The organism is Cellulomonas sp. P4_H12 (assembly GCF_056400905.1).
The window spans coordinates 72,678-88,554 of sequence record NZ_JBFUKJ010000007.1 but is presented as its reverse complement, the minus strand read 5'-3'; the positions used below and the strand labels follow the sequence as shown (position 1 = coordinate 88,554).

At 71.3% G+C, this 15,877-nt stretch carries 12 protein-coding genes; 6 read left to right on the top strand and 6 right to left on the bottom strand.

Going from position 1 to position 15,877, the window contains the following annotated elements; translation table 11 throughout:
• The first annotated feature begins 18 nt into the window (after positions 1 to 18).
• Positions 19 to 459, top strand: a complete 441-nt coding sequence (locus AC1DQC_RS05745; protein WP_477050258.1) for an SRPBCC family protein — start codon at positions 19 to 21, stop codon at positions 457 to 459.
• 200 nt (positions 460 to 659) lie between these two features.
• Here the strand turns inward: AC1DQC_RS05745 and AC1DQC_RS05740 are convergent, their stop codons facing one another.
• The gene (locus AC1DQC_RS05740) at positions 660 to 1,097 is read right to left on the bottom strand and encodes a hypothetical protein (RefSeq protein WP_477050257.1); all 438 of its coding nucleotides are present in this window, start codon (positions 1,095 to 1,097) and stop codon (positions 660 to 662) included.
• A gap of 234 nt (positions 1,098 to 1,331) precedes the next feature.
• Positions 1,332 to 2,702, bottom strand: coding sequence for an ABC transporter substrate-binding protein (locus AC1DQC_RS05735; RefSeq protein WP_477050256.1), 1,371 nt, complete (start codon positions 2,700 to 2,702; stop codon positions 1,332 to 1,334).
• Between the two features lie 385 nt (positions 2,703 to 3,087).
• Here AC1DQC_RS05735 and AC1DQC_RS05730 point away from each other — a divergent pair, with 385 nt between their 5' ends.
• The gene (locus AC1DQC_RS05730) at positions 3,088 to 3,366 is read left to right on the top strand and encodes an STAS domain-containing protein (protein WP_477050255.1); all 279 of its coding nucleotides are present in this window, start codon (positions 3,088 to 3,090) and stop codon (positions 3,364 to 3,366) included.
• Between the two features lie 82 nt (positions 3,367 to 3,448).
• A complete protein-coding gene (locus AC1DQC_RS05725; RefSeq protein WP_477050254.1) occupies positions 3,449 to 5,287 on the top strand; it encodes an MBL fold metallo-hydrolase in 1,839 nt (612 codons plus the stop codon).
• A 77-nt stretch (positions 5,288 to 5,364) separates the two neighbouring features.
• Here the strand turns inward: AC1DQC_RS05725 and AC1DQC_RS05720 are convergent, their stop codons facing one another.
• On the bottom strand, positions 5,365 to 6,297 hold the full coding sequence (locus tag AC1DQC_RS05720) for a carbohydrate ABC transporter permease (protein ID WP_477050253.1): 933 nt from the start codon (positions 6,295 to 6,297) through the stop codon (positions 5,365 to 5,367).
• Positions 6,297 to 7,253 carry a carbohydrate ABC transporter permease gene (locus tag AC1DQC_RS05715; protein ID WP_477050252.1) on the bottom strand — a complete coding sequence of 319 codons (957 nt, stop codon included), beginning with the start codon at positions 7,251 to 7,253 and terminating at the stop codon, positions 6,297 to 6,299. Before AC1DQC_RS05715 ends, AC1DQC_RS05720 begins: the two co-directional genes overlap by 1 nt.
• 450 nt (positions 7,254 to 7,703) lie before the next feature.
• Here AC1DQC_RS05715 and AC1DQC_RS05710 point away from each other — a divergent pair, with 450 nt between their 5' ends.
• Both AC1DQC_RS05710 and AC1DQC_RS05705 read left to right on the top strand, forming a co-directional pair.
• On the top strand, positions 7,704 to 9,356 hold the full coding sequence (locus AC1DQC_RS05710; protein ID WP_477050251.1) for a glycoside hydrolase family 27 protein: 1,653 nt from the start codon (positions 7,704 to 7,706) through the stop codon (positions 9,354 to 9,356).
• Entirely contained in the window at positions 9,353 to 11,152 is a 1,800-nt protein-coding gene (locus AC1DQC_RS05705; RefSeq protein ID WP_477050250.1) for a family 43 glycosylhydrolase, read from the top strand. Before AC1DQC_RS05710 ends, AC1DQC_RS05705 begins: the two co-directional genes overlap by 4 nt.
• A gap of 194 nt (positions 11,153 to 11,346) precedes the next feature.
• On the opposite strand, the gene AC1DQC_RS05700 is transcribed toward AC1DQC_RS05705, so the two are convergent.
• On the bottom strand, positions 11,347 to 12,834 hold the full coding sequence (locus AC1DQC_RS05700) for a non-reducing end alpha-L-arabinofuranosidase family hydrolase (protein ID WP_477050249.1): 1,488 nt from the start codon (positions 12,832 to 12,834) through the stop codon (positions 11,347 to 11,349).
• Positions 12,835 to 13,146: 312 nt separating this feature from the next.
• Here AC1DQC_RS05700 and AC1DQC_RS05695 point away from each other — a divergent pair, with 312 nt between their 5' ends.
• On the top strand, positions 13,147 to 15,180 hold the full coding sequence (locus AC1DQC_RS05695) for a thioredoxin domain-containing protein (protein WP_477050248.1): 2,034 nt from the start codon (positions 13,147 to 13,149) through the stop codon (positions 15,178 to 15,180).
• Here AC1DQC_RS05695 and AC1DQC_RS05690 read toward each other — a convergent pair.
• The gene (locus AC1DQC_RS05690) at positions 15,168 to 15,785 is read right to left on the bottom strand and encodes an isochorismatase family protein (RefSeq protein ID WP_477050247.1); all 618 of its coding nucleotides are present in this window, start codon (positions 15,783 to 15,785) and stop codon (positions 15,168 to 15,170) included. The two genes, AC1DQC_RS05695 and AC1DQC_RS05690, sit on opposite strands and share 13 nt — an antisense overlap.
• Positions 15,786 to 15,877: the final 92 nt, after the last annotated feature.

Genomic DNA, 15,877 nt, shown 5'->3' with positions numbered 1-15,877 from the left:
AGTGGCTAGCGTCGGGCCATGGCCACCGTGACACGTGATCTGCAGTGCTCGCCCGCCGCYGTCCTCGCGGTCCTGGCGGACGGCTGGACGTACGCGACGTGGGTGGTCGGCACGTCGCGAATCCGCGCGGTGGAGAGCTCCTGGCCGGAGCCCGGGGCGCGGGTGCTGCACTCGTTCGGGGTGTGGCCCGCGGTCATCGACGACGAGACCGTGGTGCGCAGCTGGGACCCGGAGCGGGGCATCGAGCTGACGGCGCGCGGCTGGCCGGCCGGCGAGGCCCGGGTCGCCCTCTCGGTGCGGGCGCGACCGGGCGGCGGGAGCACCGTGCGGATCGCCGAGGACGCGGTCCGCGGCCCGGGAACCCTTGTCCCGCGCCCCGTGCGCACGGCCCTCCTGGTCCCGCGCAACACCGAGACGCTGCGCCGGCTCGCCCATCTCGCGGAGCGTCGCACGAGCTGAGCGTCGGCCGCGGGCTCGCGCTGGACGCCATCTCCGCCGACGGCGTGCTCACGCTGAGCATCCCGGTGACGGAGGAGGCCAAGCCGCGCCGCATCGAGGTGCAGCACGGCAGCGAGACGACCCAGATCACGTCCGGGGCCGACGCCACCGCGTGACCGACTGCGGCAGGGGCGCGGCTCGTCCGCGCCCCTGCCCCGTCCTCACACGCGAGGGTCGGTGCGCTGCTGCTGCTCGACCGGCACGTCCCGCGGCTCGCCGGCCGCCACGTCACGCTGCTCCTCGATGGTGACATCGGGGTCGATGCGGTCCGCGGTGCTCAGCCGCTCGTCCAGCTCGGAGCGGGCGCTGCTCGCCTCCGCGCCCCGGGCCCGCGCCTCGTTCTGGAGCGCGGCGGCGTCCGCGGCGCGGGCGTCGGCCTCCGCCTGGGTGAGCCGCGCCTGCGCGTCCAGCCGCGCCGCCTCGGCCTCACGCCGCTGCACCTCCACCTGGTCGGCGGCCGCCTGCTCACGGATCTGCTGCGCGCGGGCGCGCTCCGCGTCGACGCGGCGCGCCCCCCGGCGCCGGCTCAGCGCCACGGCCGCGATCACCAGGATCACGACGACCACGATGGCGACGATGATCCAACCTGTCTGGTCCATGCTGCTACCTCCTCGGGATGGGCCCCCTGCTGGAATTGGAGTGCCGTCCGGGAGTGGTCGCAACTCGGCGGACCACTGCCGGACAACGCGGAGACCTCAGGCGGAGTTGAGCGGCCCGTCCGCGGGCGGCGGGTCGGTCGGGTCGTCGGGCGCCGTCGGGACGTCGTCGGGCTCGCGGGGGCGCGGGTCGTCCCGAGGTCGCGGCGGGACCCTGTCGGCGTCGGGCTGCATCGCTCAGCCCCCCGCGGTGGCGTTGTCGAAGGCGCGCTGCGCCGCACCCTGCGCGTCCGCGAGCGCCTCCTTCGCCGACTTGTCGCCCAGCAGCGTGGCGGTCACGGCGTTGTTCAGCTCGCTCTCGATGTCCTGCCCGGCGGGCGAGGAACCGAACGTCTTGCCGAAGCCGAGGACGTCGTAGTAGGTCGAGACCACCTGGTCGAAGCCGGCGTTGCCGGTCGGGACGACGAACTGCTCGCGCAGCGCCTTGTCCGCCTCCGGCGAGCCGGTGAAGAGCCCGGTGTTGAGGCCGCCGTTCTCCTTCAGCGTCGCGCTGCGTGCCTCGCCGGCCGCCTTCCACGCGTCGAGCGTGGTGAGCGCGAGCGCCCACGCGCACGCGGCGTCCGGGTTCTTCGCGCCGGCCGGGATGACGAACGCCGTGCCGGACGCGACGGAGAAGGGCTTGCCGTCCTTGTCCTTGAAGGGCACCGCCGCGAGCTGGATGGTGCTCAGGTACGGCGACAGGACGTTCGGGTACCACTGCGCGTCCACCTGGGCGCCCACCTGGTCGGCCACGAACTGGTTGTTGTCGCCGAAGGTGTCGAACGAGTCCGTGAAGCTCTTGATCTTGGCGAACCCGCCCTGCGCATCGGTGATCTTCTTGAGCAGCTCCAGGCCGGCCTCGTTCGACGGGTCGTCGAGCGTCGGCTTGCCGTTCTCGTCCGTCAGCTTGCCGCCCTGGGCGAGGACCCACAGCCCGGCCTGCCCCGTGGCGACGGGGTCGAGGCCGAGCGTCGCCGGGTTGCCGCCCGACTCCTTGTACATCGTCGCGATCGCGGCCAGCAGGGTGTCCGGGTTCGACGTGTCGATCTGGTCGTCGGTGACGCCCGCAGCATCCATGACCTTCTTGTTCAGCAGGATCGCCGGCGGCTGGTAGAACTGCGGGACCGCCCAAACCTTGTCCTGGTAGCGGACGTCGTCGACGACGAACGGGTACCACTGGGTGTCCGGGTCCACGTCGTGCGCGGCGAAGCACTGGTCGAGCGGGACGATGAGGTTCTGCGCGGCGTACGTGGTGACGTAGCGACGGTCCATCTGCACGACGTCGGGGACGTCGCCGCCGGCCAGGCGGGTGGTGAACTTCTGGGCGTCGAAGGCAGTCTGGTCCAGCTTGATGGTGACCCCGTCCAGCTGACCGGCCGCGTAGTCCATGCGCGAGGTCCCGACGTCGTCGGCGTTGTCGAACGCCCAGCCGTTCATCGTCCCGCTCGGCGTGCCGGTGAAGTCGGTGCTCGCCGTGGAGGCGGCGTCGCCTCCGCCCGAGCTGCAGGCGGCCAGCACCAGCGCGGCGACGGGGAGGACGGCGATGGCGCAGCGCTGCCTCTTGCTCATGGGTGCTCCTTTTCCGCCCAGGTCTGCGACCCTGCAGGTCGGGGACGGTCCGTGGCCGGGCCGCGGCGGGAGAGGGCCGAGAGTGGCGATCTCCGTCCCGCAGGACCGGTGTGATCGCGCCGTGCTCTCGACGCAGGGGCTGCTCCGGGCACGTGGTGCCGGAGAGCCGTTTCACCCAGGGTCGGCTCAAGTGGCCTGGTCCGCATCCCGAGACGCGCGCCGGGCTCACGGCAGCAGCGGCCGCTCCACCAGGTCGAGCGCTCCGGGTCCTGCCAGGAGGTCTCATGATGGCGGCGCGTGTCGCCCTCGCCCGGGAGCCGGCGTAACCTCCGTGTGGCGGCACCGTGAGAACAGCCGGTGCGACCTCGTGGTCCCGGAGGGCGCGATGGACGTCACCATCCAGCTGGGCACGCACGACCACCCCGCCGTGATCGTCGCGAGCGGGCAGCTGGACGTGCACTCGGCGCCCGGCTTCCGCGAGACGGTCGGCCGCCTGCTCGAGGTCGCCGGCGAGCGACCCCACATCGACCTGTCGGGTCTGACCGTCGGCGACCACGCGGGCGCGGCGGCTCTGACGTGGCTCGTCCACCACAGCCGCGAGTTCGGCGGGACGGTGCGGCGCTCCGGCACGGACGAGGTGGCCGTGCACATCGGCGGTGGCTGACCTCGCCGCCGACCGCGCACTGGTGGCGCCGGCGCCCGAGGCCAGCTGTCGCGGTTCGAGCCTGTTCCTAGCAGGGGGAGACATGGCCACATCGCTGCTCGCGGAGGTGGCCCCGGGCGTCTTCCGGGTGAGCGACACGTGCCGGGTCTACGTCGTGGTGGCCCACCCGGGGCGGACCGGGATCGCGATCGACTTCGGTTCCGGCCTGGCGCTGGACCTCCTGGCCGAGATGGGCATCGACCGGATCACCGACGTGCTCATGACCCACCATCACCGGGACCAGGCACAGGGCCTTCCGCGCGCGGTCGACGCGGGCATCCGCATCCACGTGCCGCCGATCGAGCGCGACCTGTTCGACGGCGTCGCCGAGATGTGGCGGACGCGACCGGTCGACAACGACTACAACCTCCGGCAGGACCGGTTCGCCCTCGTGGCGCCGGTGCCCGTGCACGACGTCGTGCCCGAGTACCGGACCGCGTCGTTCGGCGGCATCGACGTCACCACCGTGCCGACGCCGGGTCACACGACCGGGTCCGTCACCTACCTGCTGGAGCGCGAGGGCGCGACGATCGCGTTCACCGGGGACCTCGTCTACGCCCCCGGCAAGGTGTGGTCACTGGCGGCCACGCAGTGGAGCTACACGGAGACGGAGGGCGCCGCGATGACGGCGCTCAGCTGCTACACGCTGCTCGACCGGGACCTCGACCTGCTGCTGCCATCCCACGGCGAGCCCATGGACGATCCGCCGCACGCGCTCGGGCTCTTGGCGGCGCGGATGCGCGCGTACGTCGACTCACGCCGGCCGCTGCCGTGGGACCTGCGGGCGCGGCTCGACCAGCCGTACCTGCAGCTGACGGAACACCTCTTGCTGAACACGTCCAGCACGTCCTGCAGCTACGTCCTGCTGTCGGACTCGGGGGCCGCCCTGGTCATCGACTACGGCTACGACATGACGACCGGGCTCCCCTCCGGCCACGACCGCTCGTCCCGTCGCCCGTGGCTCGCCTCGCTGCCCGCGCTGCGCCGCTCGTACGGCGTCCAGGACGTCGAGGTCGCGCTGGTCACGCACTACCACGACGACCACGTCGCCGGTCTCAACCTGCTGCGCGACGTCGAGGGCACGCAGGTCTGGGCCCCGCAGAACGTGGCCCCCGTGCTGGAGGCGCCGCGCGACTACGACCTGCCGTGCCTGTGGTTCGACCCGATCCCCGTGGACCGCCGGCTGCCGACGGGCGCGGCCGTGCGCTGGCGCGAGCACGCGATTACCGTCCACGAACTGCCCGGGCACACGCTGTACGCCGCCGCGTTCGAGCTCGACGTGGACGGGCTGCGGGTGCTGGTCACCGGCGACCAGCAGGACGGGCTGGGGATCCCCGGGCAGCGCCGGGAGTTCCTCAACTACCAGTACCGCAACCGGTTCCGGGTCGAGGACTACCGCGCGAGCGCGGCCCTGTACCGACGGGTCGCGCCCGGGGTGATGGTCTCGGGGCACTGGGAGCCCCGCTGGGTCGACGAGCCCTACCTGGCGATGCTCGAGGCGCAGGGCGAGGAGGTCGTGCTGCGGCACCGGGAGCTACTGCCCGACGTCCTCGGTGGCGTCGCGGACGGCATCCTCGCCCGGATCCAGCCGTACCGGTCGGAGCTGCGGGTCGGTGGGACCCGGGTGTTCACGGTGAACGTGCACAACCCGTCCGACGAACCGCAGGCGCTCGTCCTGGTGCCCGTGGTGCCCGCGGGCTGGCGCGCCACGCCGGAGGCGGTCGAGGCCGTGCTGCCGGGCGGCGGCGACCTCGCGGTGGAGGTGGCCGTCAGTGCGGACGAGCAACCCCGGCGGCGGGTCCCCGTCGCGGTCGACGTCCGGATCGGGGACCTGCACCTCGGGCAGCACGCCGAGGCGCTGGTCGACGTCGTGGATCGGTGAGCACGCGTGGTGCGCACACCGCGCGGACGCTGGCCTGCGAGCAGGCACTGGCCAGACCTGGATGCTGGTCGCGCGACTCAGCCCTTGCGTCCCGTCGTCGCGACCCCCTCGATGAAGTACCGCTGACCGAACGCGAAGAGCAGCAGCATCGGCAGCGTGACCAGCAAGGACGCCACCATCACGTACTGGTAGTCGCCCTGGCCGCCGGCGGTCGGGCTGTACTTGGTCATGGCGTAGGCGATGCCGAGCGGCGCGGTGAAGCCCTCGACGGTGCCGGCGTTGAGGTAGATGAGGCCGGCCTGCAGGTTGTTCCAGCTGGCCTGGAACTCGAACAGGAACACGATGACGAAGGAGGGGATCGACAACGGCATGGCGACCTTCCAGAACATCTTCCAGTAGCTCGCGCCGTCGATCCGCGCCGCCTCGAACAGCTCGCGGGGCAGTCCGAGGAAGAACTGCCGCTGCAGGAAGATGTAGAACGCCGAGCCGAACAGGTTGGCGCCGAACAGCGGGATCCACGTGCCGAGCGCGCCCAGGTTCTTCCAGATCAGGTAGATCGGGATCATCGTCACCGCGCCCGGCAGCATCATCGTCGCCAGCACGAGCCCGAAGAGGATCCCGCGGCCAGGGAACCGGAAGTACGCGAACCCGAACGCGACGATCGAGCTGGACAGCGCCACGCTCACGGCCGCCAGCAGCGCGATCGACACGCTGGTGAAGATCCAGCTGAGCAGGGGGAGCTGGTGCCAGACCTCGGCGTAGTTCTGCCAGTGGAACTCCGACGGCCACAGAGAGTTGTCGAACACCTGGCCGCGACCCTTGAGGCTCGCGGCGAGCAGCCACGCGAACGGATACAGGAACATGAGGGTGAACGCGGCCAGCAGCACCCACAGGAGCACCCGGCCGACCCGGCGTCCGGGGCTCCGCGGCTCGGGGGGCGGGGCCGGAGCCGGGGTGGTCTCCACGGAGGGCGGCAGGGCCCGAGGGCCGGCCAGGGGAATCGTCGCCATCAGCGGTCTCCCTCGTAGTAGACGAGCCGGTTGCCGAACCGCATCTGCCCGAACGTGACGATCATGATGATCACGAACATCAGCCACGCCATCGCGGCCGCGAACCCGAAGTTGAACTGTCGGAAAGCCTGCTGGAACAGGTAGACGGCGTAGAAGAGGGACGCCTCGGGCGACGAGTTCGACTGGTCGCGCCAGAACAGCAGGTAGGCGGAGTCGAACACCTGGAACGCCGCGATGGTCAGGACGATGACGTTGAAGAAGACCGCGCTGGAGATCATGGGCAGCGTGATGCTGAAGAACCGCCGCACGGGTCCGGCGCCGTCCAGGGAGGCGACCTCGTAGAGCTCGCGCGGCACGTTCTTCAGGGCGGCCAGGAAGATGACCATGGTGCCGCTCACCGCCCAGAGCTGCATGAGCACGATCGACGGCTTGATCCACGTCGGGTCCACCAGCCACTGCGGTCCCTCGATGCCGAAGACGCCGAGGAACTGGTTGACGGCTCCGGTGTTGCCGTTGAGCAGCAGGAAGAAGATCGCGGCGGTGGCGACGATCGGGGTCATCCGGGGCAGGTAGAAGACCGTGCGGAAGAAGCCGGCGCCCCGGCCGACGCCGTTGAGCAGCGAGGCGAGGAACAGCGCGAACGTGATCTCGAGCGGCACGGCGAGCAGCGCGTAGAACAACGTGTTGCCCAGCGCGGTGGCCACCTTGGGGTCCTCGAGCAGCTGGCGGTAGTTCTCCACACCCGCTGCCCGGGCGGTGTTGGTGGCGAGGTTGTAGTGGCTGAACGAGATGACGAGGCTGTAGATCATGGCGCCGGCGGTGAACACCAGGAACCCGACGATCCAGGGGGAGATGAACAGGTAGCCGGCGATGGCCTCGCGCCGATGGAAGCGCGCGGTCCGTCGCCGGGCGGTCGCCTGCCCTGCTGCGGTCCGCTCCGCACTGAGCTGCGCCATGGCTCCTCCGCTCGCGCGCAGCCGGGGGCTGCCGCATGTGAGGGCCGCGTCCTGACCTCCGCGCGTGGTCGAGGACCACGTCCGCGAGAACGTAACTCCGCCGTGCAGGAGCGGCAACCGCGGGGCGCGCCGCCCGCACCGGGAGCGCCTGTGCGCCCGCGGCGGGATGCGCACCAAAAGCGCTCCCTTAAACGATTCTTGACCAAATGTGAGCGATAACATCGCGCCGTCGCGAGGGCAACGAAGCCTCGCCGGACCGCTCGGTGCGCGACGCCGGCGACGACCGCGACCCGGGATCGCCGCCCCAGGGGGAGGGGCACTCCTCGCCTCCGAAGCTGCCGCACGCCCGACGTGGCGCACGTCCCTGGCCACGACCGGTGTCGGCTCCTGAACGGCCCGGCGATACCGGCGAGCACCGGCACGCCGCGGTCCCCGACCAAGGAGATGCACGTGCGTAGACCGACGAGATGGTTCACGGCAGTCCTGGGCGTCCTGGCGCTGACGTTGGCCACGATGCTGACCGACGCGTTCGTCGCGCCCCCGCCGGCGCAGGCGCTCGAGAACGGCGTGGCGCGGACGCCCCCGATGGGCTGGAACACCTGGAACACGTTCGGCTGCAACATCAACGAGTCGCTGATCCGCCAGATGGCCGACACCATCGTGAACGACGGCCTGCGCGACCTCGGCTACAAGTACGTCGTGGTCGACGACTGCTGGTTCAACCCGAACCGCGACGCGCAGGGCAACCTGCAGGGAGACCCGCAGCGCTTCCCGAGCGGCATGAAGGCGCTCGGCGACTACCTGCACTCCCGCGGCCTGCTGTTCGGCATCTATCAGGGCCCGCTGGACCAGACGTGCGCGCAGTACTTCGACAGCTACCCCGGCTCCACCGGAAGTCTCGGCCACGAGTACCAGGACGCCCGGCAGTTCGCCGCCTGGGGCGTCGACTACCTCAAGTACGACTGGTGCTCACCGACGGGCACCATCACCGAGCAGGTCGCCCGGTTCGGCATCATGCGCGACGCGCTGGCGTCCACGGGTCGGCCGATCGTCTACAGCATCAACTCGAACAGCGTCCACTCCAAGACCGGCCCGCAGCGCAGCTGGAGCGACGTGGCCAACCTGTGGCGGACCACGGAGGACATCACGCGGGCGTGGGACACCGGCCAGACCAACGGCTACCCCATGGGCATCCAGAACATCGTGAACGTCACCGCGCCGCTCGCGAGCTATGCGGGGGCGGGCGGGTTCAACGACCCGGACATGCTCGAGGTCGGCAACGGCGGCATGACGGACACCGAGATGCGGAGCCACTTCGCCCTGTGGGCGGTGATGGCCTCGCCGCTGATCATGGGCAACGACCTGCGTTCGGCCAGCTCGGCGACGCTGGACATCCTGCGCAACGGCAACCTGGTCGCGATCAACCAGGACGCCCTCGCCCGCCAGGCCGTCCAGGTGTCGAACGACGGCACCCGACGCGTGCTGGCCAAGCGGCTGGCGAACGGCGACGTCGCGGTCGCCCTGTTCAACCAGGGGGCCTCGACCACCACGGTCTCCACGACGGCCGCCGCGGTCGGCAAGAACGGCACGTCGTTCACGCTGCGGGACGCGTGGACCAACGCCACCTCGACCTCGACCGGCACGATCTCGGCGAGCGTCCCGGCGCACGGCACGGTGGTCTACCGGGTCAGCGGCGGCACCACCACCGACCCGTCGACGCCGAGCACGTTCCGGCTGCGGAGCGAGTCCTCCGGGCGATGCCTCGACCTCGACAACGGCACCACGACGAACGGCACCGGCACGCTGATCTGGGACTGCCACGGCAACGCCAACCAGCAGATCACCCAGGACGGTCGGGCCCTGCGGATCCTCGGCAAGTGCCTGGACGTCCCGCCGAGCGCCGCCAACGGCACGCGCGTGCAGGTCTGGGACTGCAACGGCGGGACCAACCAGCAGTGGGCGTTCAACGGCAACGGCACGGTGAGCAACGTCCGCTTCCCGTCGCTGTGCGTCGACGTCAGCGGTGGCGACACCGCGAACGGCACGGCCGTGATCCTGTGGTCCTGCCACGGCGGCACCAACCAGCGATGGAGCCGGGCGTGACCGCCCGGCCCGCTCGCCGGACGCTGCAGGCGGTCGTCGCCCTGCTGGCCGCGCTCGTCTGTGCGGTCGTCCTCGCTCCCTCGGCTGCGCAGGCCGACAACCCGATCGTCCAGCACATCTACACGGCCGACCCGGCACCCATGGTGTACGGCGGCCGCGTCTACCTCTACACCGGGCACGACGAGGACGCCTCGACGTACTTCACCATGCGCGAGTGGCGGGTGTTCTCGTCCACCGACATGGTGAACTGGACCGATCACGGCTCGCCCATGTCGCTGGCGACCTTCGCCTGGGCGGACGCCAACGCGTGGGCCGGCCAGGTGGTCCCGCGCAACGGGAAGTTCTACTGGTACGTGCCGGTGCGGCAGCGGTCCAACGGCCAGATGGTCATCGGCGTCGGCGTGGCCGACAGCCCGACCGGTCCGTTCCGCGACGCCCTCGGCCACCCTCTGGTGGGCAACGGCGAGATCGACCCGACCGTGCTCGTCGACGACGGCGGGCAGGCGTACCTGTACTGGGGCAACCCCCACCTCTGGTACGTCCGGCTGAACGCCGACATGATCTCGTTCTCCGGCAGCCCGACGCAGATCCCGCTCACCACCGCCGGATTCGGCACCCGCACCGGGAACCCCGACCGCCCGACCCTCTTCGAGGAAGGGCCCTGGGTCTACAAGCGCGGCGGGCTGTACTACAACGTCTTCGCGGCCCGCTGCTGCTCGGAGTTCCTCGGCTACTCGACGGCGCCCGGGCCCACGGGACCGTGGACGTACCGGGGGACGGTGATGCCCACGCAGGGCAGCAGCTTCACCAACCATCCCGGAGTCATCGACTTCAACGGCGGGTCGTACCTCTTCTACCACGACGGTGCGCTACCGGGAGGGGGCGGCTACACGCGGTCCGTGGCGGTGGAGAAGTTCAGCTACAACGCCGACGGCACCATCCCGACCCTGAGCATGACGACGACGGGTGCGCCGCAGATAGGCACGCTCGACCCGTACGTCCGGCAGGAGGCCGAGACCATCGCCTGGAGCTCCGGCATCGAGACGGAGGCGTCCAGCGAGGGCGGCCGCGACGTCGGGTGGATCGAGAACGGGGACTACCTCAAGGTCAAGGGTGTGGCGTTCGGCGCCGGCGCGGGCTCGTTCTCCGCGCGGGTGGCCTCCGCGACCAGCGGCGGCCGGATCGAGGTCCGGCTGGACAGCGCCGGCGGTCCGGTCGTCGGCACCTGCACGGTCGCGGGGACCGGCGGGTGGCAGAGCTGGACGACCACGACCTGCCCGATCTCCGGAGCTTCCGGGACGCACGACCTGTACCTGCGGTTCGCAGGGGGCAGCGGGAACCTGTTCAACATGAACTGGTGGCAGTTCAGCGCAGGGGGGAGCACCGCCTTCCGCATCACCAACCGCAACAGCGGGCAGGTGATGGACGTCCAGCAGCCGAACCTCGACAACCTCGCGGTGGTGGGCCAGTGGACCAGCAACGGCGCGGCGTGGCAGCAGTGGCGCTTCCTCGACGCCGGCAACGGCACCGTGCGGCTGCAGAGCGTCCACAGCGGCAAGTGCGTCGACGTCGCCAACGCCTCGACGGCGGACGGCGCAGCGGCCATCCAGTACACGTGCCACGACGGCGCCAACCAGGTGTTCACCTGGCGCTCGACCGGCGACGGCTACTCCCAGCTGGTGAACCTCGGCAGCGGCAAGTACCTCACCGTGGTCAACGGCTCCACCACTGCCGGCGCCGCGCTGGAGCAGCGCACCTGCAGCTCGGCGTCCAGCATGCAGTGGTCCCGCTCCTGAGGCGGACACACTGACGGAGGCCCGGGCGCGGCGGTGCAGACCGCCGCTCCCGGGCCTTCGTGCTGCGCGACCTGGCCGGACGCGCTCGCCGAGCAGCGAGCGGCGGGGAGCACACGAGAGGGCGGGCCCGGTCCGACCGAGCCCGCCCTCCGCGGTCATCTTTCCCGTGCCCGTCGACCACCCGGGCCGGGCCGTCAGCGCTGCAGCGTCAGCAGCCCCGGGCGGTAGGGGAGCAGCCCGTAGTCCCCGCCGGAGCTGGGAGAGCGTCCCTGGTACAGGAGCTGCAGGTTGCAGGGGTCGATGGTCATCGTCTGGTCGTTGCTCGACCGGATGAGCTCACCGTGGCTGATGTCGTTGGTCCACGTCGCGCCGCTGTTGGCCTTGCCTGCGAACGGGTTGCCCTCCGACGCGGCCTGCGGCGTCCATGAGCCGGAGAGGCTGCTGGCGGTGAACGAGCGGAAGTACCGACCGTTGGCACCGATGGCCTCGACGGTCATCAGGTACTGGTTCTGGCCCTTGACCTTGTAGACCTGCGGCGCCTCGAACAGGTTGTTCGTGGAGTCGCTCATGACGACGGTCGAGGACGATCCGAAGCTGCCCGGGAAGTTCCCGATCGGCATGCTCGCGCGGTAGATCTTGCCGTTGTCCCCGGCGAAGAACAGGTACATGTTCGTGCCGTCCCCGATGACCGTCTGGTCGATGGGTCCGGTGCCGGAGCCGGAGATGCTGCCCGAGAACAGGGTCTGCGGCGACGACCAGCCGTTGGCGTTCGTCGGGTCGCTGGACGTCCGGTAGGAGAACGCGGTGCCGCCCCACTGGTAGGTGAGCACCCAGATGTTCTTCGGCGCGAAGTAGAACAGCGACGGCGCCACGGTGGCGGACGACATGGCGTTCTGCGAGGCCGAGCCCATGTCGGACCAGCTCGAGAAGAGGCCGAAGTTCATGGAGCCCCACGACGAGCCGTTGTCGTGGGTGGTCGCGTACACGAGGTGCCGGCCGTTGTACTCGGCCGTCGTGAAGTCCTTGAGCGAGGCCCACCCGGACCGCGGCGTGGCGAGCGCGCCGGTGGACGTCCACCGGTAGGACGACGGCAGGGTGCACGAGCCGGTCGGCGGCGGCGTCGTCGAGCCTCCCACCCGGACCAGCTGCCACTGCTGGTTGCTGCCGTTCCAGTCCGAGTACTGGACGACGTTCCCGCCGTCGGCGGTGGACGCGCCCTGCACCTCGACCGCCTTGCCGCTGTTGCGGCTGATCAGCTGGATGTAGCCGTCGATGTCCTGGAGGCTGAACTGCTGGTTGGTGGCGTTGTTGTCGGTCCACTGGATGACGGCGGCGCCGTCCGCGGTCGAGCGGTTGGATATGTCGAGGACCTTGCCCGACAGCCGTGACCGGAGCCGGTAATAGCCGCTGCCCGAGTCGACGAACTGCCACTGCTGCTGCAGGCCGTCGTTGCGGGACCACTGCGTGATGCGGGCGCCGTCGTTGGTCGCGAGGTTGTACACGTCGAGGGCCTTACCGCTGTTGCGGTTCAGCAGGACGTACGAGGCGGTGGTGTCGATGGTGGCTGCTGCCGCCGGGGAGGCCGGCACCAGAGCCAGGACCACGCCGACCACGGCCGCGGCCAGCGCCGCGACGAGGGTGGTCGCCCGACGGTCGGGTAGGCCCGTAGAAGAGGACGTCATCGTCTGCTCCTTGTCGTTGAGGAAAGTGTTCAGACATGCGCGGCACTGGGCGCTGCCTCAGCGCGTGCGCGATGCGCCGTCGACTCGGAGGGGAGTCGATGTGAGCGCTAACATCGCCGTTCATGCTGCCAGTCGGCGGGCGCCGGGGGACGCGTCCGGCGAAGTCCGAAACGATTAGTCGGCGAGGATCCGTCTGTCAGCGCGTCCTCTCATCGACCGCCGCGACCGACCCCTCCCAGCCCGGCGGCCCGCGACCGGCAAATCGAGGGCGGGCGGGGTCGCGCTCGGGCGGTCCGTGACGGAACCTGAGGCGTGCCCAACCAGCTCGCGAACGCCACCAGCCCCTACCTGCTTCAGCACGCCGACAACCCGGTCGACTGGCGCGAGTGGGGCGACGCGGTGTTCGCCGAGGCTGCGGCCCGGGACGTCCCGGTGCTGGTGTCGGTCGGCTACGCGGCGTGCCACTGGTGCCACGTGATGGCCCACGAGTCGTTCGAGGACCCCGACGTCGCCGCCTTCATGAACGAGCACTTCGTGTGCGTCAAGGTGGACCGCGAGGAGCGACCGGACGTCGACGCCGTCTACATGGCGGCGACGCAGGCGATGACGGGCTCGGGCGGGTGGCCCATGACGGCGTTCACCACGCCGGCGGGGGAGCCGTTCTTCTGCGGCACCTACTTCCCGCCGCGCCGCGTGCAGCAGATCGCGTCGTTCTCGGAGGTGCTGGCCGCCGTGGCCGCCGCCTGGCAGGAGCGTCGCGACGAGGTCGAGTCGACCGCCGCCGCGATCACCGACGCCCTGTCGGGCCGGCCGACGCCCGGCTCGCCCGCCGCCGTCCACGACGCCGACCTGGCCGCGGAGGCGCTGGCCGGCATCGCCACCACGTTCGACGCCGGCTCGGGCGGCTTCGGGGGCGCGCCCAAGTTCCCGCCGTCGATGGTGCTCGAGTGGTTGCTCCGCCACCACGCGCGCACGGGCGACGACGGCGCGCTCCAGATGGCGCGGCGCACGCTCGACGCCATGGCGCGCGGTGGCATGTACGACCAGGTCGCCGGCGGCTTCGCCCGGTACTCGGTGGACGCCCACTGGGTCGTGCCGCACTTCGAGAAGATGCTCTACGACAACGCCCTCCTCCTGCGGGTGTACGCGCACGGCTGGCGCGCGACGGACGAGCCCCTGATGCGCCGGGTCGCCGTCGAGACGGCCGACTGGATGCTCGACGAGCTGCGCACGGCGCAGGGCGGCTTCGCGTCCTCCCTGGACGCGGACAGCGAGGGCCGCGAGGGCGCGTTCTCCGTGTGGAGCCCGGCCCAGCTGCGCGAGGTGCTCGGTGAGGAGGACGGCGCCTGGGCGGCGACCGTGCTGGGAGTGACGTCGGCGGGCACCTTCGAGCACGGCACGTCCGTGCTGCAGCTCCGGAGCGACCCCGAGGACGCGGACCGCCTCGCCGACGTGCGCGCACGGCTCCGCGAGGCCCGCGAGCGACGGCCGCGACCGGCCCGGGACGACAAGGTGGTGTCGGGATGGAACGGTCTGGCGGTCGCCGCCCTGGCCGAGGCGGCGGTGCTGCTCGAGCGGCCCGACCTGCTCGAGGCGGCGGTCCATGCCGCGGACCTGGTGGTGTCCACGCACGTGCGCGAGGAGGTCGACGGCTCGACGCGCCTGGTCCGGGCGTCGCGCGACGGAGTCCCCGGCGCCGCGACCGGCGTGCTGGAGGACTACGCGAACGTCGCGGASGGACTGCTGGCGCTGTTCGCCGTGACCGGGGACATCCGGTGGTTCGACGTCGCCGGCCGCCTGCTCGAGACCCTGCTCGACCACTTCGCCGCCCCGGACGGCGGCTTCTACGACACCGCCGACGACGCGACCGACGTGGTCGTCGCTCGCATCGGCCGACCCCAGGACCCGGCCGACGGGCCGACGCCGTCGGGTCAGTCCGCCGCCGCCGGCGCCCTCCTCACCTACGCCGCGCTGACCGGCTCGCTGCGCCACCGGGAGGCCGCCGAGCGCGCGGTCCGCGGTGGGCTCTCGCTCGCCACGCGGTTCCCGCGCGCAGCCGGAGCCGCCCTCGCCGTGCTCGAGGCGATGCTCGACGGGCCACGGGAGGTGGCGATCGTCGGGACTGGCGACGACCCGCGGACGAGGACGCTGCGTCGCGTCGCGCTGCGGTCGGTCGCACCCGGACTGGTCGTCGCGGTCGGCGAACCGGGCGGCCGCGACGGCGGACCGGAGCTCCTGCAGGACCGGCCCGTCGTCGCGGGTACGCCCACCGCCTACGTCTGCCGCGGGTTCGTCTGCGCCCTGCCGACGACGGACCCACTCGAGCTGGCGCGTCAGCTCGCCTGAGACGGAGCGTCGCAGGGCGCGGACGACGAGCCTCGCCCGGCCAGCTGATCGGCCAGCACCGCTGCGGACTCCAGCCGGGCGATCCTCGGCAGGATCACGTCGAGGCTGGTGGCGTGCGCCGAGGCGACCAGATCGGTCACGGCGTCGTGGGCGATCACGACCTCGTACCCGAGCTCGCGTGCCGTCCGCGCGGTGGATTCCACGCCGATGCTCGTCGCGATCCCGGCGATGACCACGGATCGCACGCCACGTCGTCGCAGCCGGGAGTCGAGCTCGGTGCCGGTGAACGCGTCCCATCCTCGCTTGGTGACGAGCAGGTCGTCCGGCGCCGAGGGCACGCGCGGGTCCAGCTCGGCGAAGTCGGCAGCGGGCGCGATCGCGGGTCCCGGTGAGTCGGTGCGCCCGCGGAGCAGGTCTCCACCGTCGGGCGAGAACTGGACGCGGACGCGCACGACCGGGCGCCCGCCACGACGGGCGGCGTCGACGAGCACCGCAGCCCGGGCGACGACCGTCGCCGGGTCGTGGACGGTCGGCAGGCCCGTGATGCCCTTCTGGAGGTCCACGAGGACGAGGGCGGTGGCGGGATCGAGCATGTCGACGGGCACGGGGGGCTCCTGACTCGCGGGCGAAAAGTACAGCAAGACTGTCTATCGAGACGACCTGAGATGTCAAGCAAGGCTGCGCAGTTGTGCTGTTC

Bases quoted from the DNA above. Each gene is read 5' to 3' on its own strand.
- AC1DQC_RS05725 (WP_477050254.1), top strand. From the start codon at position 3,449: ATGGCCACATCGCTGCTCGCGGAGGTGGCCCCGGGCGTCTTCCGGGTG.
- AC1DQC_RS05715 (WP_477050252.1), bottom strand. From the start codon at position 7,253: ATGGCGCAGCTCAGTGCGGAGCGGACCGCAGCAGGGCAGGCGACCGCC.
- AC1DQC_RS05735 (WP_477050256.1), bottom strand. From the start codon at position 2,702: ATGAGCAAGAGGCAGCGCTGCGCCATCGCCGTCCTCCCCGTCGCCGCG.
- AC1DQC_RS05730 (WP_477050255.1), top strand. From the start codon at position 3,088: ATGGACGTCACCATCCAGCTGGGCACGCACGACCACCCCGCCGTGATC.
- AC1DQC_RS05720 (WP_477050253.1), bottom strand. From the start codon at position 6,297: ATGGCGACGATTCCCCTGGCCGGCCCTCGGGCCCTGCCGCCCTCCGTG.
- AC1DQC_RS05740 (WP_477050257.1), bottom strand. From the start codon at position 1,097: ATGGACCAGACAGGTTGGATCATCGTCGCCATCGTGGTCGTCGTGATC.
- AC1DQC_RS05700 (WP_477050249.1), bottom strand. From the start codon at position 12,834: ATGACGTCCTCTTCTACGGGCCTACCCGACCGTCGGGCGACCACCCTC.